Annotated in this window: 18 protein-coding genes; 10 read left to right on the top strand and 8 right to left on the bottom strand. The window is 45.4% G+C overall.

Annotated features, from left to right (window positions below):
- Positions 1-66 precede the first annotated feature (66 nt).
- Both EPL05_RS12975 and EPL05_RS12970 read left to right on the top strand, forming a co-directional pair.
- Complete coding sequence (locus EPL05_RS12975) at positions 67-2,376, top strand: glycoside hydrolase family 65 protein (protein WP_128534397.1); 2,310 nt, start codon at positions 67-69, stop codon at positions 2,374-2,376.
- A 261-nt stretch (positions 2,377-2,637) separates the two neighbouring features.
- Positions 2,638-4,359, top strand: coding sequence for an alpha-amylase family glycosyl hydrolase (locus EPL05_RS12970; RefSeq protein WP_128534396.1), 1,722 nt, complete (start codon positions 2,638-2,640; stop codon positions 4,357-4,359).
- Here EPL05_RS12970 and EPL05_RS12965 read toward each other — a convergent pair whose 3' ends face one another.
- Positions 4,360-5,079 carry a TylF/MycF/NovP-related O-methyltransferase gene (locus EPL05_RS12965; protein WP_128534395.1) on the bottom strand — a complete coding sequence of 240 codons (720 nt, stop codon included), beginning with the start codon at positions 5,077-5,079 and terminating at the stop codon, positions 4,360-4,362.
- Positions 5,080-5,341: 262 nt separating this feature from the next.
- Here EPL05_RS12965 and EPL05_RS12960 point away from each other — a divergent pair, with 262 nt between their 5' ends.
- From EPL05_RS12960 to EPL05_RS12925, 8 genes are all read left to right on the top strand, one after another.
- Positions 5,342-7,756, top strand: a complete 2,415-nt coding sequence (locus EPL05_RS12960) for a glycoside hydrolase family 31 protein (protein ID WP_128534685.1) — start codon at positions 5,342-5,344, stop codon at positions 7,754-7,756.
- 460 nt (positions 7,757-8,216) lie between these two features.
- Positions 8,217-8,636, top strand: a complete 420-nt coding sequence (locus EPL05_RS12955) for a DUF4145 domain-containing protein (protein ID WP_166727692.1) — start codon at positions 8,217-8,219, stop codon at positions 8,634-8,636.
- 10 nt (positions 8,637-8,646) lie between these two features.
- Positions 8,647-9,147 carry a hypothetical protein gene (locus EPL05_RS12950; RefSeq protein WP_208394742.1) on the top strand — a complete coding sequence of 167 codons (501 nt, stop codon included), beginning with the start codon at positions 8,647-8,649 and terminating at the stop codon, positions 9,145-9,147.
- Between the two features lie 92 nt (positions 9,148-9,239).
- The gene (locus tag EPL05_RS12945; RefSeq protein ID WP_128534392.1) at positions 9,240-9,614 is read left to right on the top strand and encodes a hypothetical protein; all 375 of its coding nucleotides are present in this window, start codon (positions 9,240-9,242) and stop codon (positions 9,612-9,614) included.
- Between the two features lie 391 nt (positions 9,615-10,005).
- Positions 10,006-11,961, top strand: coding sequence for a 1,4-alpha-glucan branching protein GlgB (glgB, locus tag EPL05_RS12940; RefSeq protein ID WP_208394752.1), 1,956 nt, complete (start codon positions 10,006-10,008; stop codon positions 11,959-11,961).
- Positions 11,962-11,970: 9 nt separating this feature from the next.
- Positions 11,971-12,156: a hypothetical protein gene (locus tag EPL05_RS12935; protein WP_128534390.1), complete on the top strand. Its 186-nt coding sequence runs from the start codon at positions 11,971-11,973 to the stop codon at positions 12,154-12,156.
- A 99-nt stretch (positions 12,157-12,255) separates the two neighbouring features.
- The gene (locus EPL05_RS12930) at positions 12,256-13,155 is read left to right on the top strand and encodes a helix-turn-helix domain-containing protein (protein WP_128534389.1); all 900 of its coding nucleotides are present in this window, start codon (positions 12,256-12,258) and stop codon (positions 13,153-13,155) included.
- Positions 13,156-13,206: 51 nt separating this feature from the next.
- Positions 13,207-13,932 carry an SDR family oxidoreductase gene (locus tag EPL05_RS12925; protein ID WP_128534388.1) on the top strand — a complete coding sequence of 242 codons (726 nt, stop codon included), beginning with the start codon at positions 13,207-13,209 and terminating at the stop codon, positions 13,930-13,932.
- A gap of 97 nt (positions 13,933-14,029) precedes the next feature.
- On the opposite strand, the gene EPL05_RS12920 is transcribed toward EPL05_RS12925, so the two are convergent.
- The 7 genes from EPL05_RS12920 to pfkA all read right to left on the bottom strand — a co-directional run bounded on the left by EPL05_RS12920 (position 14,030) and on the right by pfkA (position 21,592).
- Positions 14,030-15,910: a hypothetical protein gene (locus EPL05_RS12920; RefSeq protein WP_208394741.1), complete on the bottom strand. Its 1,881-nt coding sequence runs from the start codon at positions 15,908-15,910 to the stop codon at positions 14,030-14,032.
- 135 nt (positions 15,911-16,045) lie between these two features.
- Complete coding sequence (locus EPL05_RS12915) at positions 16,046-17,002, bottom strand: CvpA family protein (protein WP_128534387.1); 957 nt, start codon at positions 17,000-17,002, stop codon at positions 16,046-16,048.
- 187 nt (positions 17,003-17,189) lie between these two features.
- Positions 17,190-18,068 (bottom strand): polyphosphate kinase 2 family protein, encoded by an 879-nt coding sequence (locus EPL05_RS12910; protein WP_128534386.1) that lies wholly within the window; start codon positions 18,066-18,068, stop codon positions 17,190-17,192.
- A gap of 42 nt (positions 18,069-18,110) precedes the next feature.
- Complete coding sequence (locus tag EPL05_RS12905) at positions 18,111-18,557, bottom strand: hypothetical protein (RefSeq protein ID WP_128534385.1); 447 nt, start codon at positions 18,555-18,557, stop codon at positions 18,111-18,113.
- 196 nt (positions 18,558-18,753) lie between these two features.
- A complete protein-coding gene (gene gap, locus EPL05_RS12900; RefSeq protein WP_128534384.1) occupies positions 18,754-19,749 on the bottom strand; it encodes a type I glyceraldehyde-3-phosphate dehydrogenase in 996 nt (331 codons plus the stop codon).
- Between the two features lie 7 nt (positions 19,750-19,756).
- Positions 19,757-20,605 (bottom strand): hypothetical protein, encoded by an 849-nt coding sequence (locus EPL05_RS12895; protein ID WP_128534383.1) that lies wholly within the window; start codon positions 20,603-20,605, stop codon positions 19,757-19,759.
- Complete coding sequence (gene pfkA, locus EPL05_RS12890) at positions 20,606-21,592, bottom strand: 6-phosphofructokinase (RefSeq protein ID WP_128534382.1); 987 nt, start codon at positions 21,590-21,592, stop codon at positions 20,606-20,608.
- Positions 21,593-21,642 lie beyond the last annotated feature (50 nt).

The following is a 21,642-nucleotide window of genomic DNA, read 5'->3' as shown; positions in this document are numbered from 1 at the left end:
CGCAGATTTAGGTGAGGCTTTTAAAATGTTTATATTATTTTAGCAACGGTAATACAATACCCCTTTATGAAAGATTATTTTAAAGTTGACGAGTGGAAGATCATCGAAGAAGGCTTCGACCCTCATTATAATAAGGTGGCCGAGAGTGTTTTAAGTTTGGGTAACGGGCGCATGGGGCAGCGCGCCAATTTTGAAGAAGCCTACAGCGGCGAAACCCTGCAGGGCAACTATGTTGCCGGTGTTTATTATCCCGATAAAACCCGCGTAGGCTGGTGGAAGAACGGCTACCCCGAATACTTTGCCAAGGTGCTGAACGCGGCTAACTGGATAGGGATAGATGTAACACTTGGCGATGAGCCGCTGGACCTGGCCAAATGTGAAGTGCTTACGTTTCGCCGGGAGCTGAATATGCAGGAGGGCTACCTTAAACGGAGCTTTAAAGCGAAAACCGAATCGGGTAAAGAAGTGGGTGTAGAATCTGTCCGTTTTTGCAGTATGGTAGATGATGAATGTGGTGCCATAAGTTACACCATTACCCCGCTTAACTTTAATGGCGAGATCACGCTTACCCCTTACATCGATGGCGACATCGTAAATAAGGATTCTAACTACGATGAGAAGTTTTGGGATGAAGTAAGCAAAGCCACAACAAATGATGGCGGCTACCTTCAATTGCGCACCAAGAAAACAGGCTTCGAAGTGGCGACAGCTACTAAAATTGTGTTGTTACAGGATAACGCGCCGTTGGAATTTGAATCGACCCCGATAGAAAAAGAAAAATATATAGGCACAACCGTAAAGGTGAACGTGGGTGCCGGGAAAAGTATCACGTTGCTTAAATACGCTGCGAACCTATCTTCCCAAAACCACAGCAAAGAGGAACTTGCGAATAAGGCAACCGCGGTTATTAACCGCGTCGCCGCCAAAGGGTTCGGTACCATACTGGCTGAACAAGCCGCCGCCTGGGCTGAAAAGTGGAAAAATAACGATATCATCATAGAAGGCGATGCCAAGGCACAGCAAGGTATTCGTTTCAACATCTTTCAGCTTAACCAAACGTATACAGGGGAGGATGATCGCCTCAACATTGGCCCCAAAGGCTTTACCGGCGAAAAGTACGGCGGCAGCACCTATTGGGATACCGAGGCCTATTGCGTACCCTTCTACCTCGCTACTGCCGAGCAGAAAGTGGCGCGCAACCTGCTGCTATACCGCTACAAGCAATTGGGTAAGGCCATAGAGAACGCTAAACTGCTGGGCTTTAAGGATGGCGCGGCGCTATACCCTATGGTTACCATGGATGGTACCGAATGCCACAACGAGTGGGAGATCACATTCGAGGAGATCCACCGCAACGGTGCCATTGCATTTGCCATTTACAATTACGTGCGCTACACGGGTGATGAAGCTTACCTTGGCGATTACGGACTGGAGGTGCTGATTGCTATTTCGCGCTTCTGGTCGCAACGGATCACCTGGTCGGCAGATAGGGAACAGTATGTGATGCTGGGGGTAACCGGGCCAAACGAGTATGAAAACAACGTTAACAACAACTGGTATACCAGCACCATTGCCGTATGGTGTATGAAGTATACGCTGGAAGTTATCGACAAAGTCAAACAAGCCGATCAGGCCAAATATGATGAATTGGCCGCTAAAATAACCTTTGACGAAGGAACCGAGAGTGGTCGTTTTGCAGACATTGTTGCCAAAATGTATTTCCCGCAGGACGAGAAGCTGGGCATCTATTTGCAGCAGGATGGTTACCTGGATAAAGAACAACTCTTAGTGACCGACCTGCCCGCTACTGAGCGCCCGCTGGTGCAAAAATGGAGCTGGGACAGGATCCTTCGGTCGGTATTTATTAAACAGGCTGATGTGTTGCAGGGGCTATATTTCTTTGAGGAAGATTACGACCTGGAGACCATCCGCCGCAACTATGATTTTTACGAACCGCGTACGGTGCACGAGTCATCACTGTCGCCCTGCGTACACGCCATATTAGCCGCTAAGCTGGGCGATGTGGAGCGGGCCTACCAGTTTTACCTCCGCACATCAAGGTTGGATATAGACGATTACAACAACGATACAGAGGACGGCTGCCACATCACCTCGATGGCCGGTACCTGGATGTCCATAGTAGAAGGTTTCGGTGGGATGCGGGTGAAGGATGGTATGCTGTCCTTTAACCCTTTGTTGCCGGATGAGTGGAAGGCGCTTTCGTTCCAGATCGGTTTCCGTGGGAGTTTGTTGAATATCAGGATAGCGAAAGAGGGGACAACGGTGAGGAATTTATCGGATAATTCGGTGACGGTAATGCTTAACGGAGCCAGCCAATTGATTGAAGCGAAGGGCGAGGTACTTATGAGGACTTAGTCCCTCATTCGGATATAGAATATCAATAAAGCCAGCCCTAAAAGGAATGTTGGTGCGCAGAATAGGAACGAATATTTCGCTGCTCCACTTACGAAATCGCTCAATGGGGGGCCTTGGTAGCTAAACATTGACCCTCCAAAAAAGAACATAGCAATGCCTGAAAGGATCAAAAATAGGCTAATAATAAGGAGCGCGTGTTTTTTCATTTAAGGCTAAGCTAATATATAAATAGAATTTACCAGTATAGATCATCAATCATTAATGGAATCATCCACCCCCGATCATAAATTAATAATCTACCAGATGCTTCCGCGTTTGTTCGGCAATACCAAAACCACCAATAAGGTTTATGGATCCATAGAAGAAAATGGCTGCGGTAAGTTCAACGATATTACGGATAAGGCGCTTAGCGAGATCGGTAAAATGGGTTTTAGTCACGTTTGGTACACTGGTGTGATAGAGCACGCCACGATGACGGATCACGCCGCCTACGGCATTAAAACCGACGACCCCGATGTGGTGAAGGGCCGCGCCGGATCGCCCTATGCTATTAAGGATTATTATGACGTTGCGCCCGACCTGGCCGTGGATGTGAACAACCGCATCAACGAGTTCCAGGACCTGGTTACCCGCACGCACCTCAACGGACTAAAGGTAATTATCGATTTTGTGCCCAACCACGTGGCACGCACCTACGCATCAGACATGCGGCCCAAAGCCGTGCGTGATTTTGGGGAGGACGACGATACTTCCAAAGATTTTACGTCCGAAAATGATTTTTACTACATCCCCGGCGAGCATTTTAAGGTGCCGTCGGGCTATAATCCCGGCGGCGATGGATTTGTATCGCCACTAAAAGACGGGCATTTTGAGGAGTATCCGGCTAAGGCAACCGGCAACGATGTTTTTAATCCCGCCCCCTCCATAAACGACTGGTTCGAAACCATCAAGCTCAACTACGGGGTTTACTACCTCGATGGGCACAAAACCTATTTTGGGCACGTGCCACCGCTGTGGTACAAAATGCACCACATCCTAACCTACTGGGCCGAAATGGGCGTGGATGGTTTCCGTTGTGATATGATAGAGATGGTGCCCGTAGAATTTTGGGCCTGGATCATCCCCAAGCTGAAAGTTTCACACCCCGAACTCATTTTTATTGGCGAGGCATACGATAAAAATCAATACTACAACTACATTCAAACGGGCGGGTTCGATTACCTGTACGATAAGGTTGGGCTTTACGACGCCATCCGCAAGCTTACCTGTAACGACGAATGGGCATCCACATGGGACATAAACGCCGTATGGAACAACCATTGCAAGGGTATCGACGCGCACATGATCCGCTTTATGGAAAACCACGATGAGCAGCGCATTGCCAGTTGTTTTTTTGCGGGCGATGCCTGGTACGCGGTGCCGGGAATGATCGTAAGCGCTACGCTGGCTACCGGCCCGGTGATGATATATAGCGGGCAGGAGGTAGGCGAACCGGCAGAAGGCGAACAAGGCTTTAGCGGCGACGACGGGCGCACCACCATATTTGATTACTGGGGCGTTCCGGGGCATCAAAAGTGGGTAAATAATGGGGCGTTTGATGGGGGAGGATTGTCGCCACAACAACTGCAACTGCGCAAGTTTTACAGCGATTTGCTTAACACGGTAAAAAATAACGAAGCGCTGCGTACCGGTGAGTTTTATGAGTTGATGATTGCCAATGAGCAACAGCCCGGCTTTGATACCCGGCTGTACTTATACCTGCGATATACGGATACACAGCGGGTTTTGGTGGTTGCGAATTTTAATCGTGCCGAAAGAAATATCCGCGTGAATATCCCAGCAGAGTTGCTAAACCAATTCAATTTGAACGCAAACGCCAATTTTACGGATCTGTTAACGGGTGCCGTGTTTTCAACACCCGATATTATGCAGGGGGTAGATGTTGACTTAAAGCCCGTAGGCGGCTTGCTGCTGGCATTTTAGTTACACTTTGCGAAAGTAAGCGTGCAGGTATTGATTGCCGTATAGGGCAATTATTTTTTCCGGTTTATCGGATAGGAACTCGTCGCAGGCCAGTTTAACGCCGGGTGCGATATCGTGTGCAACGCCGTTTTCTGCCGGGTCGTTATAATCCATCAAAATGCAGATAGCGCCTTTGCTCATCCTGGGGTAAATGCTTTTCAGGCAATGCATCATTACTTTTTTGTGCTCAAACTTGTCACCCCCAAAGCCACAATCAATATGTATAAAACAAAGCGCGTCAGGAAGTTCCGTGGGTAGGGTGTCAAAAAAATTGCCCTTGTGGATCACGGGGAGAGGCAGTTTTGCCTGCTTAAACTGGTCCTTTAACTTCTCCAGTACATCACCCTTAAATTTAAACGATACATCGAAGGTATCGTAAACATGCTGCTTTTTATCAGATTGACGCAACGTGAGGGTTTTTTGAAAAAGCAGGGCGCATTGCCCCATAAAGGTGCCCATTTCGGCAATATCACCTGCCACATTATTCACAATTACACTATCCAGCAGGTGGTAAAAATTAATTCGCTGCTCTACGGTGTTCATATCCACGCTGGTATCAAGCTGCTGAACATTGTAGCCGGTTTTTAAGAAGCGTAACCCTTTGTTTACAAAGTTTATTAGTGGCGAATTTTTCTTTTTGTTTACGCTAAAAGGTGGCTGGGTGATAAAATAGTTGTTCATCGTGAATAGTTAAAGGGCGGTATTTACAAATTTATAAAAATGTGCCGATAATACGCCTTATTGCAAATTTGGCTTAATTATGGCTTGAATATTCAGTAATAAATCGTTTATTAGCTGATAAGAAGATTAGCTGATGTGATTTTTAACCTTTGTTTATTAATAATTTAACAAAGTCCAAGAATATTAAAGTTTTATGAAAGAAAACGTACCTGACCCGAACCCCGAACTACTAACGGCCAGATTACTCGTAGCTGAGGAAAACATGATCGTGGATGATGAGGAGTTCCACCACTTAAATAACCCCGCGGATGGCATAAAACCCATCGTAAAAAAATACCTCGGAGTACCCAATCACGCCGAACAAAAAGGAAATAAATTCTTTTTTACAGATGGCGATGCAAGCGTAGAAGTTACTATTGTTACTAAAGAGATCATCAGGATCCGCCTTGCCCCTCACAGCGTTTTTCTGGATGAATTTAGCTACGCCGTGTCCGAACTGCCAACCAAAGCGGTGGCGTTTAACCTGAGCGAGACCGACCTGGAGTTTAAGGTATCTACCGAGGCCGTTAATTGCCATATCCGTAAACAGGATTTCTTTATCTCTTTTTCTGATAATAACGGCGTTATCACAAGTTCTGATGCTACGCCGATGCATTGGGAAGAGAACGTGAAGTTTGGCGGTTACTACGTATTTTGTACAAAAACCTGTGCCCCCGAAGAAAGTTTTTTTGGGCTTGGCGATAAGGCTACCGAATTTAACCTCCGAGGTAAGCGCCTCAAAAACTGGAATACCGATGCCTACTCGTACGGTTGGAACCAGGATCCGCTGTACCGCTCTATCCCATTCTATATCAGCGTAAACGAAGGCATCGCCCACGGTATCTTCTTTGATAATACCTTTAAGGCGCACTTCGATTTTGGTGGTGAGGATCAAACCAAAACAAGTTTTTGGGCCGATGGGGGCGAACTGCAATACTATTACATCCACGGCCCGCATATGATGGATGTGGTAAAGAATTACCACATATTAACCGGTACACACCCCATGCCGCCGCTTTGGGCGCTGGGCTACCACCAATGCCGCTGGAGCTACTACCCGGAAAATAAAGTCCGCGTAATTGCCAACGGTTTCCGCCAGAATAAAATTCCTTGCGACGGTATCTATTTGGATATCGATTATATGGATGGCTACCGCTGTTTTACCTGGAACCCAAAATACTTCCCTAACCCGCGGAAGATGATTGAGGACCTTGCCGCCAACGGCTTTAAAACGGTTGTTATTATCGATCCGGGGATTCGTGTGGACGATAATTACTCTGTGTTTAAAGAAGGTAAGGAGAAACGCTATTTCTGCCGCCGCAGCGATGATTACTTTATGGAAGGCCACGTATGGCCGGGCCGCTGCCAGTTTCCAGATTTTACAAACCCTGAGGTACGCACCTGGTGGGGTGGTTTGTTTGATGAATTGGTTGACCTTGGCGTAGCAGGTGTGTGGAATGATATGAACGAGCCTGCCGTATTTGGTTCGGGCACATTCCCGGATGATGTGCGCCACCAATACGATGGTTTCCGCGGAAGCCACCGCAAGGCACACAATGTATACGGTATGCAAATGGTACGCGCCACGTATGAAGGCCTGCGCAAGCAGATGAAGAACAAGCGCCCGTTCACCATTACCCGCGCCGGTTATGCAGGCGTACAACGCTACTCTTCCGTTTGGACGGGCGATAACGTGGCCTCATGGGAGCACCTTAAAATTGGTAATGTGCAACTGCAGCGACTATCGGTATCGGGCATCTCGTTCTGCGGAACAGATATTGGCGGTTTTAGCGGCGAGCCCGATGGTGAGCTGTTCACCCGCTGGATCCAGATGGGGACCTTCTCGCCATTTATGCGCGCCCACTCTGCCGGCGATACCAAAGAACGCGAACCGTGGAGCTTTGGGGAACCGTTCACTACCATCAACCGTAAGTTTATTGAGTTAAGATACAGGTTGTTGCCTTACTTATACTCGGCATTTTGGGAGCATCACCGTTACGGTTTCCCTATATTGAGGCCTATTGTAATGCACGAGCAGGAAACCGTTGCCAATCACTTCAGGCAGGATGAGTTCACCTACGGCGATAAGATATTGATCTGCCCTGTATTAGAGCCCGGCAAAACCAGCCGAATGGTTTATTTGCCAAAAGGCAAATGGTACCATTTCTGGAGTCTGGAAATGGTAGAAGGCGGGCAGGAAGTACATGTAGCTACACCGTTGGATACCATGCCGATTTTTGTAAAAGCAGGGTCGGTTATACCCGAATACCCGGTGATGCAGTACACCAGCGAGAAACCAATAGAAGAGGTAAAACTGAATATCTACTACAGCGATTACGAGGTGAACTCGTTCCTGTTTGAAGATTACGGCGAAACATTTGCCTACGAGCAGGATATTTATTTAGAGAAAAAATTCATCGTAAACGGTACTGCCAAAACCATGAGTATCAAACAAAGCATGGAAGGTTTGTACACCCCGCGCTACGAAGGTTACCACATCAAAATAAACGGCCTGCCGTTTAAGCCATCAAAAATTATAGCCGATGGCAAGGAGATCAAAGAAGTATCGGTAAACCCCGATAAAACCTACGAGTTTAAGTTTAGCAAAAACTTTAAACAGATAGAGATATTGAAATAGGGGTTGTTTTAGTAATGGTCTAACCACATAGTTAGCTTAGAATACATCGAGGGCGCTGAGATGAAATTTTTTTAGCGCTCTCGGTATTTAAAAAAATGCGCTTATTTAGGCTCTATTCTGTCTTATTGTTTTCTGCAAAGAATCCCAGTTTTTAACTTAGTAATCATGGAAGTTTCCTGTTATATGACCAAGCGATTTACTGTTAAAGTTTTGTTTATATTGACGCCTACAATTTAAGGATATGTACCTAAATATATTATCATCTGTAGTAAGTCAGCAATACACTCCTCATATAGTATTGAAATGTCCGCATTGCGGAAACAATGGCACGTTTAATACTCTTGGAACGCAGGACTTAAAGCTTAATACCAACTCAAGATTCTATGGTATGAGACGGTGCCCCAATAGAGATTGTTCTGGTCTGGTATTTTTTATTTGCAAGGACACCTCTGAAATAGTAATGAGTTACCCACAACAACGAATAGACTTTAGTAAAGATAATATTCCAGTAAATATTCTACAAATTTTTACAGAAGCAGTGACATGTCATTCAAATGAATGTTTCATTGCAGCTGGGATGATGATTCGAAAAACTCTGGAAGCAATTTGTGAGGATAAGCGCGCAACGGGTGCGAACTTGCATCAAAAGCTCGAAAGTTTAAAAAAACTTATTACTGTTCCCACAGAGCTTTTGGAGGCAATGTACGAACTAAAACTTCTCGGAAATGATGCTGCGCACATTGTTGCGAAAGATTTTGAAGAAATTGGTAACGAGGAGATTGAAATATCCATTGAGTTTGCGAAAGAAATTTTGAAATCTGTTTATCAATATCAGTCGTTACTATCTAAATTGAGAGGACTTAAAAAGCCAACAATATAAATGCATGTCAATGGTAATAACTGATATAATTACAACTGCCGTTTATGTTGCATCGTTAGCAGTTAGCATTGCTACTCTTAGAATTTTAGTAGTTACTCTTAAGGAAACCATTGACTTAAATCGAAAACAGCTCGAATTAATAACTTTTGAACTTAACAAAGCAGCCCGCGAAATACGCCCCGAATTTTTGATGTATCGGGATTGTAACGAAAAAACATGTTCGATCACAATTATTTGCGAAAAAAACATAGCTTTCAATGTTACAACTTCAATAAACTTTGATGCCCACATGGATGATAAGGGTAACTTAATTTATCAAAGTCATAAATATGAACCATTTTATAAGGTGGGTGATACAGTTTGGACATCAACGTATCCAAAAGATGAGGATATCTCAAATGGATTTTTTAGATTAGAATTTATGGATGACGACGGCAGAAAATATGAACAGCGCCTCTTTTTTAATAAAGATTCAGATTTTTTGAATGATCGCCCAGTATTGAAGAATTAAATCGCAAGTCATACGCTTAGAAATGAGCTGTAAAATATTCTCCCTGTATTTAGCAACTTTCAATAAACGCCATATCAAAATATCTTCCATATTTGAAGAAAAAACAAATGTTCAGGAAAATTTTAGCTGTTATTGTCGGATACCTGGTATTTGCCGTAAGCTCGGTTTTGTTATTCAATTTAACGCATCATCATCCGCATCAGGATGCACCGTTTAATTTTAAGTTGATAACAATAGCCTACGGCGTGTGCTTTTCCATCCTGGCAGGGGCGGTTGTGCAACTCATCGCGAAGCAAAATACGCTTGGTTTGAATTTTATACTGGCATGTATGATATTCGCCTTTGCGGGTATCTCCATGGCGGTATCCGGCGGTAGCCACTGGACGCAATTGTTCGCCATGTTTATTTTTGCCCCGGTATCTGTTTTGGGTGGTTACCTAAAAAACAAAGGTGCAGTCAGTAAATAGCCATCAGCAATAAGGCCTCCGCGCTTCTCTGCGGCCACTCGGTGCCCTCTGCGGTTAAAATGAGCCGTCTTTTTTGTTTTAAATAAACAACTCCTGCTAATGTATGTTCAATAATTATATATTTGAACAACAGGAATTATTCCTGCAACCAACTAACCTAAGTGCTTAAGGGCGCTACCTGACTATGGCAAAGAAAACAACAATTACCGGGGCCGAATCATCCGAATCGAAACCTATAAAAGCCGCTAAACCAAAAGCAGCGAAGAAAACCGAAGCTGCCCAATCATCCCCGGAAGCTGAAGCGCCCGTAGCCAAAAAGCCAAAAGCATCAGCAAAAAAAGAAAATGAAACGGCTGCAAAGCCTGCAAAAAAACTGGCTTCCAAAACCAAAATGGAAACCATTATAAATGCTACAACCAATACCGAAATTAAAGCCGTTGAACCTTATAGCCGTTTTACCGATTTTGATATCGACCTGTTTAAAGGCGGTAAACACTTTAAACTTTACGAAAAATTTGGCTCGCACGTGCTGGAGTACAAAGGCGTGGTGGGTACTTACTTTGCCGTTTGGGCGCCAAACGCGCAGTACGTTGCCGTAATAGGTAATTTTAACGGTTGGAACAAAGGCTCGCATGCCTTGAACTACCGTTGGGATGCATCGGGCATCTGGGAGGGCTGGGTGCCAAACGTGGGCGTTGGCGAAACTTATAAATACTTCATCAAATCGCACAATGGTGCCGAACTGGAAAAAAGCGACCCTTTCGCACTGCGCTGGGAATTGCCGCCTCATACAGCATCTATTGTTGCCGATACTTTTTACGAATGGAAAGATCAGGACTGGATGGCCAGCCGCTACCAATATACCGCGTTAGATAAGCCTTACTCGGTTTATGAGATGCATATCGGCTCCTGGGCACGCAGCCCTGAGAGCCCGGATGAGTTCCTGTCCTACCGCCAGCTGGCAGAAAAATTGGTGCCTTATGTTAAGGAAATGGGCTTTACGCACGTAGAGTTTATGCCGATAATGGAGCACCCGTATTACCCAAGCTGGGGTTACCAGATCACCGGCTTCTTTGCTGCATCGTGCCGTTACGGTACCCCGCAGGACCTTATGTACCTGGTGGAGCAATTCCACGCCAATGGTATTGGGGTGATACTGGATTGGGTACCATCGCACTTCCCCGGCGATGCGCACGGATTATATAATTTCGACGGAACACACCTTTACGAGCACGAGGACCTTCGCAAGGGCTTTCACCCGGATTGGAAATCGTACATATTTAACTATGGCCGTAACGAGGTACGCGCGTTCTTAATAAGCAATGCCTTGTTTTGGCTGGAGCGCTACCATATAGACGGGTTGCGTGTAGATGCCGTGGCGTCTATGTTGTACCTCGATTATTCGCGCAACGAAGGCGAGTGGGAGCCAAACGTTTTTGGCGGCAACGAAAATTTGGAAGCCGTATCATTCCTCAAGGAATTTAATACGGCTGTTTACAGCAACTTCCCGGATGTGCAAACCATTGCCGAGGAATCAACCTCCTTTGCCGGCGTTAGTCGCCCGGTTTATACAGGCGGCCTGGGCTTTGGTATGAAATGGATGATGGGCTGGATGCACGATACGCTTGATTATTTTGAACATGACCCTATCCATCGCAAATATCACCAGGATCAGCTCACGTTTAGCATGGTGTACGCCTTTACCGAAAACTTTATGCTGCCTTTCTCGCATGATGAGGTGGTTTATGGTAAAGGCAGCATGCTTACCAAAATGCCGGGAGACGACTGGCAAAAATTTGCAAACCTGCGCTTGCTGTACAGCTTTATGTTTACCCATCCCGGCACAAAATTGCTGTTTATGGGGGCCGAGTTTGGGCAGGTAGGCGAGTGGAGCTTTGAGCGTTCGTTAGACTGGCATTTGCTGGAGCACACCAGCCACCAAGGTATTAAAGAAACTGTGAAAGCAATTAATGCCTTATATAAATCTGAACCCGCGCTATACGAAAAAGGTTTCGACTGGACGGGCTTTGAGTGGATAGATGCCAGCAACATGGCCGATTCGGTGATCGTTTACACCCGTAAGGGTATCGATCCCGCTAACGACCTGGTTGTGGTGTTGAACATGACACCCGTTCCGCACCAAAACTACCGTATTGGCGTACCCGCAGCAGGCGAGTGGCAGGAAGTATTCAATTCCGACCAGCACCAATATTGGGGCAGCGGCATGATCAACTACAACCCTATTAAAACCGATGCCGAAGCATGGCACGGCAAAGAAAACTCGATGCAGGTAACCGCGCCACCATTAGGCGCAGCCATATTTAAACGGATAGCAAAAACAAAATAAACAGCAGGCATGAAGTTCTTTTATTTATACCTCATAGGCGGGATAGTAGCTTTAATATTGTTGATCTATCAACTGATAGTTACCTACCCGGATATTAAATATAGCGGCGCGCTGTTTTACATTATACCAACAGTTTTGCTGTTTTATATGGCCAATAAGGCCTATCACGTAAAAAAAGATAAGGAGTTGATGTAGGCGCTTAAGGATTGTGGTGAGGACACTACAACCAGGTTGGCTAAGACTTTTTTACTTACAAATGGCGGTGTACTCACCGCCATTTTTTAATTTTATACTATGCCTGTTTTAACTATTCCGGAAAAAAGTGTGATCACAAATTATCCTTTACTAAACGATGATGGGTCGCCGGCCATGATAATGGTGCGCGAGTCTGACGGGATTGAAGCGATAATAGATCCCGCATTTTTGCTGCCCCATCGTAAGGAATATTATTTATTCGCCTTTGTTGAGCAGGGGAGCAGCCGCCATTGGATAGATGATACAGCCTATACGGTTAAGCCCGGCCACTTCTATTTTACCGTACCTCAACAGATCCATTTAAAAGAGGAAATTTGCCCCATGCAGGGTTGGGTAGCCTACTTTAGCGAAGAGTTTTTAATGCTGGAAGAGAACAGGATGCTGCGGTTATTGCCAATTATTCAAAATCCGGCGGGTGCGCATGAGCTGGTTTTGTCTCAGGATGATATCATCTACCTTAAAGACATTATGCATAAGATGTATGTGGAGTACAACTCGGCAGGCAGCTGGCACAACCAGATGCTTACCTCCTGGCTGAGGGTGCTGGTGATATACCTGAGCAGGCTTTATAACGAACAATTTGGCGAAGATTGTAAAACAACCAAAGGCCACTGCCTGCTTAGAAGTTTTCAGCAATTAATTACTGAGAATTACATTCACCAGCACGATGTTGCGGCTTACGCGAATTTGCTAAACCTCACGCCTGGCTACCTCAGCGATGTAGTAAAACAGCAAAGCGGTAAAACGGCCATAAGCCATATTCATAGCCGCCTGGTTATGGAAGCAAAGCGCCGCTTGTTGCATACAAAACTATCTATTAAGCAAATTGCGGATGAGCTTGGTTTTGAGGATGCCGCGTATTTTAACAGGTTTTTTAAACGCCTTACGGATGCCACTCCAATGGCCTATCGCCAGCAAATCCTTGAAATGTACAGTTAATGCCATACTATGTGCAGTGATGGAACCATTGCCGCGCCATAATTTTGTATCATGAAAAAACAAACTGTATTAATTACCGGCGCCAATAAAGGTATTGGGCTGGAAACTGCCCGCCAACTGGCCACAGCCGGTTACCACATCTACCTGGGCGCCCGCGACAAAGAAAGAGGCGATAAAGCCGTAGCCGAATTACATGCTGAAGGCTTAACCGATGTTGAGTTTCTGCAACTGGAAGTAACGAGTGAAGAGTCGGCACAGGCGGCATATAATAAACTTGCCGGCAGTATAGATCACCTGGATGTACTGATAAACAACGCGGGCATTCCCGGCAGCTTCCCGCAGCCGGCTTTAAATACCGCTGATGAAATATTTAGAGAGGTGTTTGAAGTAAACGTGATAGGCGTAGCGCGTATGGCACGCATATTTGTGCCCCTTATGCAAAACGCACCCAACCCGCGGATAGTAAACGTAACATCAGACCTTGGCTCGCTAACCTTACACAGCGACCCAACCTGGAGACATTACGAGGTTAAGACCGCTGCTTATGGCCCATCAAAAAGCGCGTTGAATAACTATACGATTGCTTTAGCGTACGAACTAAAGGATAAATTCAAGGTAAACGCTGTAAACCCCGGCTACACTAAAACCGATTTTAACGGTAACCAGGGGTATAAAAGCGTAGAAGAAGGCGCCGCCCCTATTGTAAAATATGCCATGATAGATAAGGATGGCCCAACCGGCGGGTACTTTAGCGATAATGGCGTAACGCCGTGGTAAACAAAAAAGAAAAAGCGAAACATCACCGTTTCGCTTTTTCTTTTTTATCATCAGTTTTTGAGAAACTGACAAATTTTGGCTATAAAACGGGTAATGTTTATTCAAACTTAAACACCCGGTAGGAGTGTGGTTTAAGGCTAACTGGAAACACATTTTTCTCGCTGGCGGTTTGCCCGTAACCGCCGTTTACTTTTCTTACTGTTCCGGGTAGTTTCGCGTTGGAGAGCAGATCGGTAAGGGTTTTATATGGGGTTGCTGTTAGCAGGTTCACCTCAGCCGGCTCATCAGAAAACGACTCTACTATGCAGGTATTGTTATCATAAATATAGATGCTAATATTGCCCGGGCCTTCTAACTGTACGTTCAACTTTGCGCCCAGGGTTGCCCTTATTCGGTTGAGGGCCTCGGCAGGTAAACGATACAGATCGGCAAAATTTTCGGGGATCACCAATACGTTCAGTTTACCTTTGGAGTATTGCGCCTCGTGCAGTATTGGCCAGCCCATTTGCCCGTCTATAGCGGATACCTGTTCCCAGGAATCGTTGGTGAGGTACTGGATCTGCGGGATAAGCATCGGCCTGTTTATAGATACAATGCCGGTCCGCCGTGTTTTAAAGTCCTTTACGTATGCTTTGCGGTCGGTGTAGGTGATCTCGGCAATATCTTTTATCCCCTTATCCTGAAGGGCGTGCAGCAATCCCGAGGTTATTACTACCGTTTTGCCATCGGTAAGCTGCTTTTTTATCTTGTCCACTATCTGGGCATCAAATTTAGCTTCTTCTGTAAGTAATATAACCGAATCTGCAGCGGGGAATGTTGGGCATTGGTCCATCGGGATGCCGGCCTGCCCTAAAAAGTTTTGCAGGAAATCTTCGCCCGTGGCATTATAGGGGCGGTAGCTTTTTATGCCTATCGGCTTTCCTAACAGCCCCAAAAACTTATCTATGGTTTCAAAGGTGTACCCGGCGGCGCGGGCAATAGTTGTGGGTGCCGCCGGAGTGCCGCCGTTGTAATTTACAGGCGCCATCATTTTATCAAAATCGAAGCTGGTTTGCTGCCCCTGCCATGCCGATCGGTCGGTAGGGATGGTTTTGCGTATCAGCTGCCTCAAATCGAACAGCGTGATCTCCGGCGCTTTGGCAAAGGCGGTTATCCAGAGCTGCTCGGCATAGCGGTCGTAATTACGCATCCCTCCCGGGTCAACCCATCCGCCGCCATTGCCGCCGGGTTTTATGTTCTCATAATAACGGAAAACGTTGTAACCCAGGTAGGCCTGCAGGTGCTGGTCGCTGCTTACGGCATCCCGTGTTTCGGTACCGGTGTAAATACCATCGAAGTATTTGGGCTCTTCATCCAGGTTAAAGCCCAGTCCCTGGAAATGCTCGTACCAGTTTGGGTATTTAATAATTACCTTAACCTTTGGGTTTACTTTTTTAGCGGGGCCTACCACTAACTCTCTGCCGGCATCTGTCATGAGTTTCAGCCGGTATTCCGTCCAGCTTTTTGTCCCTTTATCTTTTATGCTCTGGTCCGATTTGCAATCCGTAAAAAAGAAATCGTCCAAAATAAATTCATCGAAGTTTTTGGCAGTATATTCCGCTATTTCCTGCACCTTTTTGCGCTGAGCGGGATCGCTATAGCAGTAAGTTTCAAAATTATTAGGTTCGCTAATGGTGTAGGTGATGCCTCCCGCAACGGTAATGCCACGGTCTTTAAAGAACTTTTTGGCAATATCCAACGTTTTTTGATCTACAATGTGTGTGTCGCGGTGCGTTTCGAGGTAAACTTTATCCACTTTAAGTTGCCGGGATAGCTCATCCCAAATGGGCTTGAGGTAATTGGTGGTATCGTTCATTTTGGCAACCTCGTAAGCACGGCAGTAAACCGCTACGCGGAAGTTCTTATACTGCTGACAAAAGGCGCGAGATGAGAAAATGCCGAGCAACAGCATTATAGATAAGGCTTTTAATTTAGGCATAATAGGAGGCTTATGGTGGTTAGTGAGATTAGTTGTGAACCGACAGCCAAAATTATAAATAAAAACGATAAATGCAACCGATTGCATGATTGACTGTCAATATATTACACGGAATTATTTTGCCGTATAATATCATCAGTTCCTGAAATTCTGAGTGATCATTAACCCGTAAATTCCGCCATCTAAGATGCCTATCCCAAGCCGCCCATAGGCCGGATTGAGGATATTGGCACGATGGCCCGGCGAATTCATTAAACCGGTATGCGCCACAGTAAGTGTTTGTGCTAACGCGATGTTTTCCCCGGCGGTTAAAAAGACAATGTTCCCCTTTTTCATGCGTGCGAACGGATCGGTGCCATCGGGTGTATAGTGCGAAAAATAACTCCGTGCAAACATATCTACCGAATGCTTGCGGGCAACAACGGCCATCTCCGGGTCGGCTTTGAGTGGTTTTAAACCGCGTTCTTTTCGTTCCTTGTTAACCAGGATAAGCATGTCGGCTTCCAGGTCGGTACGTACTGTCGGGTCCTTTACCTTGAATGGCAGCTTTATAAATTCGTCATGGCCGGCTTCCGTGTGTTTTTTGGGGAGGGTGCTGTTTAACGCTTCGCTAAACACGGGAGATAGGGATTCATCCAGCCAGCTGATCCGCGCCACCAGGCGGGCTGCCAAAGTGCTATCCCTGGTTTGTTTAGAGAGGCCGTTGGTAAACGGTACCAATAACAGGATGCCGGATAATAAAATGGTCCAGATAAAGCCATTGGCAACACCGGGAATGGCACCAAGCAATTTATTTACAGGGTTATTGTGAGCGCGGCCGGGAATCCGGTCAAGCAGGCGCACTATAATGGCATCAAAGATAAGCTTACCCAGCAATACACCTATCATAAATGATAATGGCGGCAGCCAAAAACCGGCAAAAGGCATCAGATCGTGCAGAAAGCTGGCCAACGGGCGGTAGGCCAGGAACCCTGCCGCCAAACTACCCACCCAGGATAATAAAGAAAGAGAAGACAATATAAAGCCCTGCTTAACACTCGCCCAGATACAAAGAAGGAAGATGAGTATTAATAAAAGGTCGATGTAATTCATTGGTTTTTTAGTGCGGGGAAGTTTCCTAAAAATAACGCTTCTTTTCAAATTTCAAAATGAGGGAAGAGAAATTTTCAGGAAAGTTGTTGGCAGCGGTGAGATTACCCGGCTATTAATAAAATGCTTGTTAGCGGCGGTGGGGACCGCCTTTTTGGTAGTGGTTTATTCGCGTTTACTAAAATACCGCTTATCCTTCCTCCAACTCAGCTTTCGTATTATCCAATTCTTCCATCTCCTCCTTTGGCAGTACAGGATATTTTAATTTCAAGTTTTTAAGCGTTTCCAAAATAATACTTGAAACAGTCACACGGGTAAACCACTTTTTATCTGCGGGCACTACATGCCATGGGCTATCTGTTGTGCTGGTTTCTTTAATGGCTGTTTCGTATGCATCCATGTAATCTTTCCACCTGTCGCGTTCTTTGATATCGCCTGCGGCAAATTTCCAGTTCTTCTCAGGATCGGAAATGCGTTTTAAAAAACGTTCTTTTTGTTCTTGCTCAGATAGGTTAAGGTAAAACTTAACGATAACCGTCCCGTTTTCAACGAGGTGTTTTTCAAAATCTCGGATGCTCTGGTAGCGCTTCTCCCAAAATTCTTTGTCGATGTGTTTTACTTTCGTAATACCGGGGAGGTTTTCCTTTAAAATAAACTCGGGGTGTACTTTGGTAACCAGCACATTCTCATAATGCGAACGGTTGTGGATGCCGATGCGACCGCGCTCGGGTAGGGCTTTGTAGTGTCGCCATAAAAAATCATGGTCGTAATCCTCGGCACTGGGCTGCTTAAAACTGAACACCTGGCAGCCCTGCGGGTTTAGGCCCGACATGGTATGCGCTATTGCGCTATCTTTCCCGGCAGCATCCATTGCCTGGAAAATGATGAGCAGGGAATGGTTATGTGCAGCGTATAATTCCGTTTGCAGCTTTGCGGTTTGCCTGATCAGATCGCTTAACAGCTCTTCCGCGTTTTCTTTTTGATGACCTGCGGTATCAGCAGTGTCGTAATCGCTTAATTTAAAGCTGTTGGTATCGGTGATCTTAAAGCGGTTTATAATATCTTTCATAATGGCATCATAGTAATACGCAGATTCGCTAAAAAGTTTTAGTTATTCATCAATGTCCACTCCCGGCATGGGGGTTCCAATCTCCAGCTTATAAAATCGAATACACAGCATCATTACAAAAAGGTTGGGGATAACCATCAGTAAGGTATTTCCTAACGGATGTTCGCTTGCGCTTTTGATTGTAAATAGGTATATGCAAAACAACGGTACCGAAAAGAAGAAAGTTGACACCGTTATTTGCGATTTTTTGTTGTAGACCCCCGGCCCGGAACCCGCTGCCTTTTGAATGGCAAATGGTAAAACCAAGGTAGAAATGCCGGTGAGCACCGCAATATCCACGAAATTGATACTTGTATTAATACTAAAATTGTCGGGTTTTAATAAGAAAACCAAACCCACAAAAGTATACATGATAATCAGGCTAAGTATTGGAGATGCAAACAATGTGGTTAAGCCCACTTTTAAGGTATAGGTTAGTGTCTTCTTCATGGTGATGAAGTAAATGTAGGTGATATTAGGGGATTTGCAATTGGTAAGGAAAATAACCTTTGGCGCAGTAGTGAGGCATAGTGGTTATTAGATCCTCCGCTCCGCTCAGGATAACAAGGGTAGGAGTAATCCCTTATAAACAAGCAAAGCCTCCCGAATTAGGAGGCTTTGCTATTATGAAAGAAATTACTAAACCTTACAGTTTACCAATTTCTTGTACAAGGTCGATCAGTTTGTTTGAGTAACCCCATTCGTTATCGTACCATGATACTACCTTCACGAAGTTATCATTCAATGCGATACCTGCTTTTGCATCAAAAATTGATGTGCGTGCATCACCTTTAAAGTCTTCAGATACAACTTCATCTTCGGTGTAACCTAAAATACCTTTCAATTCGCCTTCAGATGCTTCTTTCATCGCGGCTTTAATGCCTTCGTAGGTAGTTGGCGTTTTTAAACGTACAACCAGGTCAACCACAGAAACGTCGGCAACCGGAACACGGAATGACATACCTGTTAATTTACCTTTTAGCTGTGGAAGAACTAAACCAACGGCTTTAGCAGCGCCTGTTGATGAAGGGATGATGTTTTGGTAAGCACCACGGCCACCTCTCCAGTCTTTTGCAGACGGGCCATCAACTGTTTTTTGAGTAGCTGTAACCGCGTGTACAGTAGTCATTAAACCTTCTACTATACCGAATTTATCATCCAATACTTTAGCGATAGGCGCTAAACAGTTGGTAGTACATGAAGCGTTTGAAACGATAGTTTGCTCAGCTTTTAACAGCTTGTGGTTTACACCCATTACAAATGTAGGTGTATCATCCTTTGCAGGAGCGCTCATAACTACTTTCTTAGCACCTGCATCAATGTGTTTCTGTGCTGTATCTAAGGTTAAAAATAAACCTGTAGATTCGATAATAACTTCTGCACCTACTTCATCCCATTTAAGGTTTGCAGGGTCTTTTTCGGCAGTAACGCGGATAGTTTTACCGTTTACTACCAAATGGCCGCCTTCAACAGCAATGGTGCCTTTGAACTGGCCATGAGTTGAATCGTATTTCAACATGTAAGCCATGTAATCTGGCTCAACCAAGTCATTAATACCAACAATTTCAACACCTTCACGTTCAATTGCAGCCCTGAAAGCTAAACGGCCGATACGGCCAAAGCCGTTAATTCCTATTTTCATGATTTTTCTAATTTTTATTTGAATAATAAGTCAACAAATTGTTTATTGGTTCTTTTATAATGCCTGCTATTTTAATGTCCCGCTCTTCTGCGGCGTCGGCCAGGTAATCCTGGAAATTGGAGGCCACCGACCCTGCAAAATGAATAGGGGCATCCGGGTGTTCCGCGCGCAAAGGTAATAAATAGGTATCAATCAGCTTAGTAAATCCTGTTTTAATGATACTGCGCAGATAAACGTCGTTTTTGTTCTCCGAAAAGAATTCGCTGAACGAACTGAGGTATAAAGCAGGCTCTTTTTTGCGGTAAACTTTCTCTAAAAGGGTTTTGCGGTCGGCATCGTAGCTGTGAATGAACTTCTTGCGCAAATTTGCCGGAAGTGTCTCATTCATAAAGCTTTTAATGAGCTGCCTGCCCAGCCAGTTACCGCTGCCTTCGTCTGCCAGGATGTAGCCGAGGCCAAAATTATTGGGTTTTACTTTTTTACCATCATACCAGGCGGCATTGGTACCGCTTGCGCAGATGCTTACAATACCCGGGTTGTTTTTGCAGCAGGCGATGGCCGCCGCGGCGATATCGTGCTCAACGGTTACTTTGGCGAATTTAAAAAATCCTTCAAGGGCGTCCTGCACCACTTTTTTGCGTTCGTCTGAAGAAGCACCGGCACCAAAAAAGTAAATGCGCTTTATCTCTTCCGCGTGGTGGATAAGGTTAATGTTGCGGTTAAGCAGCTGGGTGATGTATTTCTCATCGTTAAAATAGGGATTAATGGCATTGGTGTTAAAAGAGGCAACAGTTCGCCCCTTGTAAGCTAAACGCCAACCCGCATTATTAGAACCGCTATATACAACCGCTATCATTTATATAGATAGGATTTCTGACATCTGCATCAAATCGTCTTCCAGCTTAAACTGATGTTGTGTAAGCGCTTCTTCCAGGGTAGTTAGTTTAATATGATTAGCCTCAAGCCCAACCATCATTTGCGATTTACCGGCTATAAGCGCGTTAACTGCGGCAAAACCAAGGCGGCTGCCCAGGATCCTGTCAAATGCAGACGGGCTTCCACCGCGCTGTAAGTGGCCTAATATAGTCACCTTAATATCGTAAAATTTAACCTGCCCGCGTACACGTTCTGCCAGATCATACACACCACCGCTTTTATCGCCTTCGGCAACAATTACAATGCTCGATGATTTTTTGTTGAACTGCCCCGCTTTAAGGCTCTCTATCAAGTCGTCTATTGCGGTAGCACGCTCCGGTAACAAAATTGCTTCTGCTCCGCAGGAGATACCTGCACGCAACGCGATAGCGCCCGAATCGCGGCCCATTACTTCGATAAAGAAAAGGCGGTCGTGTGCATCCGCCGTATCGCGAATCTTATCTATAGCTTCTATAACCGTATTGGTAGCGGTATCAAAACCTAAAGTATAGGTAGAACCGTAAAGATCGTTATCAATAGTGCCGGGTACGCCCATTACGGCAATATCCGGGAAACGTTGAGAGAAACGCAGTGCACCGGTAAAGGTACCATCGCCGCCAATAACCACTATCCCATCTATACCTTGTGCTTTTATATTATTGTAAGCGGTTTCCATTCCTTCATCGGTACGGAAGGGGAGGCAGCGGGCGGTTTTTAAAATAGTACCACCCAGGTTCAGGATATTACTAACCGAACGGGTGTTCATCTCGTACATATTGTTGTCGATAAGGCCCTGGTAACCTTGCCTTATCCCTACAACTTCCAGTTTATTATATATGGCAGTACGCACTACGGCGCGGATGCAGGGGTTCATGCCCGGCGCATCGCCTCCAGAAGTTAGAACAGCTATTTTTGTAATTTTACGCATTTTTACACAAGTAAATTTGGAGCCACGAATATAAGGTGTCGAAATTACAC

Source organism: Mucilaginibacter gilvus, assembly GCF_004054195.1.
GTDB classification, from domain to species: Bacteria; Bacteroidota; Bacteroidia; order Sphingobacteriales; family Sphingobacteriaceae; genus Mucilaginibacter; species Mucilaginibacter gilvus.
This window is presented reverse-complemented; position numbering and strand designations above follow the sequence as displayed.